Source organism: Streptomyces sp. NPDC001220 (genome assembly GCF_053597895.1).
In genome coordinates this window covers 55268-60601 of the sequence record NZ_JBSFJE010000029.1, presented here as the reverse complement: position 1 = coordinate 60601, position 5334 = coordinate 55268, and the positions used below count along the sequence as shown (strand labels likewise).

At 66.6% G+C, this 5334-nt stretch carries 4 protein-coding genes; 2 read left to right on the top strand and 2 right to left on the bottom strand.

What is annotated here, in order from left to right; translation table 11 throughout:
- Positions 1-97: 97 nt before the first annotated feature.
- Positions 98-1234, bottom strand: a complete 1137-nt coding sequence (locus tag ACWDGI_RS41985) for a ParB/RepB/Spo0J family partition protein (protein ID WP_450768312.1) — start codon at positions 1232-1234, stop codon at positions 98-100.
- A complete protein-coding gene (locus tag ACWDGI_RS41980; RefSeq protein ID WP_450768311.1) occupies positions 1231-2493 on the bottom strand; it encodes a ParA family protein in 1263 nt (420 codons plus the stop codon). Before ACWDGI_RS41980 ends, ACWDGI_RS41985 begins: the two co-directional genes overlap by 4 nt.
- A 597-nt stretch (positions 2494-3090) precedes the next feature.
- Between ACWDGI_RS41980 and ACWDGI_RS41975 the strand changes: the two genes are divergently transcribed.
- Both ACWDGI_RS41975 and ACWDGI_RS41970 read left to right on the top strand, forming a co-directional pair.
- Positions 3091-3552, top strand: coding sequence for a hypothetical protein (locus ACWDGI_RS41975; RefSeq protein WP_450768310.1), 462 nt, complete (start codon positions 3091-3093; stop codon positions 3550-3552).
- Positions 3553-3557: 5 nt separating this feature from the next.
- A partial coding sequence (locus tag ACWDGI_RS41970) for a tetratricopeptide repeat protein (protein WP_450768309.1) occupies positions 3558-5334 on the top strand: 1777 nt, incomplete at its 3' end.

Below are 5334 nucleotides of genomic sequence, written 5' to 3'. Positions count from 1 at the left end.
GGCCACCGCTGGCTGTGTGTCCGTGCCGCCGCCCGGCACGGCGGTCGGTTCTACTGCAGTCGCGCGGTGACCGGCCCACTCGGCTCAGGCAGGGGACTCAACTGGCGGTGTTGGTCTGGCCTTCCCTGTGCTTGATGAGCAGGTCCAGCATCTTGTGGAACTCGTCAGGTGCCATCTTTTGGATCAGGTGCATCGCGGCGTCCACGCCGTCGCTGTAGGGGAACAGCCGCCGCGGCTGTTCTGAGGCCGGGTTTTCCTCGGCTCGTTCATCAGTGTGAGATCGCGGTTCGGGAACAGACTGCTGCGTCCCGTCTTCCTGATCGGCTGCTTCCCGCGTTGCCGTACCGGGATCATCGCGACCTGGTAGGTGAGCGTTGCCGTCTTCCCTGTTGCCATCGGCTGCCGAGTCGCTGGAGGGCAACGAGTTCGCCGCACTGTCTATTACCGGGTAATGGCTGTCCGACCGCTCAGAGTCCTGGCGGGCCGACGCGTCGTTCTTCTTCTGGCCGCGCTTCTGCTTCTCTGCTTCCTGACGGGCCCGTTCGTCCTTGAGTTCCTTGAGGGCTGCCTCCTGCTTGGCGGCCGGCTTGTTGCCCACTGCTCGCAGCAGTTTGATGGGCTCTTCGCCGATCCTGGCCTGAAGTTCCGGTGTGAGGTTGAGCAGCGCCAGGCGTTGAGAGACCCAGCCTTGGGTGCGGTGCAGCCTCTTGGCCAGCGCGGTCTGGCTGCCGTGGATCTTCAGAAGTCGGTCGAGGGCACGGGCTTCGTCGAGTTCCTCGAGGTCCTGGCGGTGGATGTTGGCGACGAGAGCGGACTCCAGGAGTTCCTCGGAGGTGCTGCCCTGGTCGTCACTGACCATGATCTTGATGGTGGTCAGTTGTGCTTCGCGGGCGGCAGCAAGGCGGCTGCTGCCGTCGATGACGACGTGAGTGGTGTCGGCTTCGAGGTCGGCTTCGCGTGCAGGGTTGGCGGTGATGTAGGCGTCGCGGTTCATCACCGTGATCGCCTGCTTCTGGCCGTGGGTCTTCAGGCTTCCGACAAGGTCTGTGAGGTCGCCGAGACTGGAACGGGGGTTGTCGGGGTTGAGGCTGATGCGGTTCGGGGGGAGTTCGGTGGGAGGGGCAATGCCCTCGGTGGGGACTCCTGTGGCGGCGGCTACGGCCTGTCGGCGTGCGCTGACGGGCCGCACTCCCCCGCCGAAGCGTCCTGCACCCAGCTGGTCGGCCTTGCTCATGCGATCTCCCTGGCCAGTGCGCGCATGCCGATTGCCTGCTGTGACTTGGGGGCGTACGACAGCAGCGGCTGCTTCATGCGGACTGCTTCCTTCTGTTCCTTGAGGTCGCCGATGAGGCCGACGACGCGGGGATCCTTTATGTCGACCCACCCCTGCAGTGAGGAGGTGGCGATGAAGCCGCGGCGGGAGTCGTAGAGGTTGACGACGATGCCGAGGTAGTCGATGTCGACTTGCAAGTCGGCGCGTAGGTCGCCGATCTGGCTGGTGAGAAGTTCGTAGGCGTCGGCGGAGCTGTCTTCGGCCTGGACGACGATCAGGGCGCCGGACTGGCCGGGTGTTTCTCCGTCGCGGCGGCGGCCGTAGTAGGCGGCGGCGTCCATGCTGAGGCCGAGGCTGGGCGGGCAGTCGACAAGGATCACGTCGTAGTCGGCTTCGAGTGGTGCGAGCGCGCGTTCGAGGGCTGATTCCCGGGCTCGTACGGCAGACAGGCGTACGTCAAGAAGGAAGGCGTCGTTGCAGGCGGGCAGCAGATGCAGCCGGCCGCCGAAGGTGTCGTCGTCGACGGAGACGATGAGGTCACGGAGGTCGCCCTTGGGGGCACCCGCCATGTGGTTGGTGAGGCTGTCGCCATCCATCGGCAGTGGGGTACCGCCGAGCTGGTTGGTGAGGTGGCACTGTGGGTCGAAGTCGACGAGGAGGACGCGTAGGCCGAGGCCGGGCAGGTTCTCGATGTCGAGGAGGTCGTTTGCCAGTGCCTCACCGGACGGGTCGTCACTCGCACGGAGTGCTTTCGCCAGTGCTTTGGCGACGCGGACCGAGTGCAGGGCGTTGGGGTCTTCGGCGAGTGCTTCACCGAGTCCGGCTGTGATGGCCGTCTTACCGACGCCGCCCTTCTGGTTGCAGACGACGATGCGGCGGGTGACCTCGGGGCGTTCAACATCGGGGGCGGGGTTGGAGTCGAGCCACAACTGGACGGCCTGGGCAAGGCCCTGGATGAGGGAGACACGGCGGTCCGCGACGACTTCGCGGAAGCCTTCCCATTGTCCGGTAGGCAGCCAGGTAGAGAAGGGGTCGGCCCCTGCGGTATCGACGGTTGCCCTGGCGGAGGCCAGGTTGCACCAGTCGTTGATGCCCTGTTCGACGGCGGTCTGGATCTCGATGCCGTGCTGGGCTGTTCTGATCTTGAGGTTCTGCCGGAGCCATCCCGGCAGCTTGGAGACGACCTTCTCGCGGTCGCTAGAGGTGGCTGGCGAACTCATACGGGACACCTTACTAACGTTCATGATCGATAGCTTCATCGACGCGTTAGTTTGGAGGACCTGTTGGGGAGTCAGCGAAGCCACGCGCCATTACCCGGTAATAGCCCCGTCTGCCGGACCCGGCCAGACCGCACACTATTACCGGGTAATGAGCGATCGTAGGAGCCTGCCTCGGAGACAGACCATCCCATCTCAATCCGGTCCCCCACAGGCTGGTCTCCGTTGGTCAGGACACGGTTGCACGATGATCGGCAACGCAAGGCGGGGCTGGTGCTGTGTACGGCGTCCGATCCGATCACACAACTCACGATGACGGACCAGTCCACGGGCAGGGCGAACATGAGAGGCGCGGGTCGAGGATGGGTGGTTGTCACCCTTCACATCAGAGCCGCACACTCAAGCCAGTCGCATGTCCCCGTACCGGCCAGCCAGGGGCTTCGACAGCAGCCTCCTGCACCGGCTAGGCAGGTCGGCCACGGCGAGGACCGATCGCCGCCCGCAGGAAGCGGGTTGCGCCATGCGGGGCGGGAACCGTCAGACCCTCCCATTCGTCACTGACTGCAAGTTCATGATTGCGTAAGGCGAGGATGGTGGGGGATGGATCCGGTATCGGTGGGCCTGCTGGCGGCACTGGCCGGCGGTGCTGGCGGGAAGTTCGGCGAGCAGGCGTGGGCGGGACTGAGTGCACTGGTACGGCGCCCGTTCCGCCGCGACGGCGGCGGGCAGGCTCCGGCGGTCAGTTCCGGGGAGACGGAACTGGTGCACCTTGCCTCCGCTCCGGACGATCAGAGCCGGGCGCAGGCGCTGAGCACGGCCCTGGCGGTACGGGCCGCAGTGGATGAGGACTTCCGTACCCACCTCACGGCCTGGCACGAGCAGGCCAAACTGGTGCGCACCGGCGACGGGTCAGTGACGAACACCGTCAGCGGCGGCACCCAGAACGGACCGGTCCTCCAGGGCCGGGACTTCTCCAACCTGAACTTCACCACCCCACCCCCACTCCCTACATCGCCCCCTGCCGCAGCGTCCGGTGAGGATGCTTCCGGCCCCGCACGGTGACCGGCATGAGCGTCGACGCCGATGGCGGCGGCCAGACTCTGAACACGTTCAGCGGCGGGATTTCTTTCCACGCGGTCATCCAGGGACGTGACATCACCGTGCAGCTGCCGCCGGAAATCACTCCGGCCCTGGGAGGGCTGGAGGCGCCCTCACCCGCGTTCACCGGCCGCACGAAGGACCTTGAGGCGGTACTCGGAGTCCTGGCTCCGGGCGGGAGCCCGGACGGCGGGCCGCAGGCAGTGCTGGTCAGCGCGGTCTCCGGGCTTGCAGGGGTCGGCAAGACCGAACTGGCGAAGAAGGCCGGCACGGAAGCGTGGAAGGAGCGGGGCTGGTTTCCCGGCGGGGTGCTGTTCATCGACCTGGCCGGCTACGACCCCGAACGCCGCCTGACCCCCGAACGGGCCTTGGAAGGACTGCTGCGCGCCATGGGCATTCCCGGCGAACACATCCCCAACGGCCTGGAAGACCGGCAGCGGCTCTACCGGAGTGTCCTCGCCGCCTACGCGGAGGAAAGCCGGCGCATCCTCGTCGTCATCGACAACGCCTCCACCGCCGACCAAGCCGCCCCGCTGCTGCCCGCCGACGGCATCAACGCCGCCCTCGTCACCTCTCGCCACACCCTCGCCATCGGCGCCCGACTGCACGACCTGAACGTCCTGGAAAAGCCTGAAGCCGTTCAGATGCTGGAAGCCGAACTGCGCGTGGCCCGCGGCGAGGGCGATACCCGCATCACCCAGGCTCTCGGGCAAGCAGCGAAGATCGCCGACTTGTGTGCGCGCCTGCCCCTCGCCCTGAACATCGCCGCCTCTCTCCTGGCCGAGAACGACACCGTGGCCGAGGACGGCACGATGGACTACACGGCGGCTGACCTGGCCTCAGAGCTGCGGGCAGAGCACACCCGGCTGGACGAACTCAGCTACGAAGAACGCGCGGTGCGGGCCGCCTTCGATCTGTCCTACCAGCGACTCGATCAACAACAGGCACGGCTGTTCCGACTCCTTCCCCTCAACCCCGGCCCCAGCATCTCTACCGAAGCCACCAGACACCTCGCCGACCTCGAAGAACGCGGAACCAGACACCTCCTGACTCGCCTGGCACGCGCCCATCTGATCGAACGGAGAAGCGGCCACCGGTGGGCCATGCACGACCTGGTCCGCCTTTACGCCGACGAACACGGCCGCACCCACGCCATCCCCGACCAACGCGACATCGCCCGCACCCGCCTGTTCACCCACTACCAGGACACCACTCAAGCCGCCGACGCCCACCTGAGGACCCTGCCCGGCTCTCCCGCGCCCCGCTTCCCCGACCGTGTGTCTGCCCTGGAATGGCTGGATACCGAACACCCCAGCCTGATCGCCACCGCCCTCGGCTACCCCGCCACCACCATCTCCCTCGTCTTCTCCCTCGCCCAGTACCTCAATTACCGCCGTTACTTCGACGATTGGATCACCCTCACCACTACCGCCCTGACTATCTGCCAGGAGCGTGGCGACCGCCACCGCGAAGGCTCGACGCTGAACAACCTCGGCCTCGCCCTGCAGGAGGTACGGCGCTTCGACGAAGCCATCAACGCCCACAACCAGGCCGTCACCATCTACCGCGAACTCGGCGACCGCCACCGCGAAGGCCAGGCGCTGAACAACCTCGGCCTCGCCCTGCAACCGGTGCGGCGCTTCGACGAAGCCATCAACGCCCTAACCCAGGCCGCCACCATCTACCGCGACACCGACGACCGCCACCGCGAAGGCGGAGCGCTCAACAACCTCGGCAACGCCCTGC

Bases quoted from the DNA above. Each gene is read 5' to 3' on its own strand.
- ACWDGI_RS41980 (WP_450768311.1), bottom strand. From the start codon at position 2,493: ATGAGTTCGCCAGCCACCTCTAGCGACCGCGAGAAGGTCGTCTCCAAG.
- ACWDGI_RS41975 (WP_450768310.1), top strand. From the start codon at position 3,091: ATGGATCCGGTATCGGTGGGCCTGCTGGCGGCACTGGCCGGCGGTGCT.
- ACWDGI_RS41985 (WP_450768312.1), bottom strand. From the start codon at position 1,234: ATGAGCAAGGCCGACCAGCTGGGTGCAGGACGCTTCGGCGGGGGAGTG.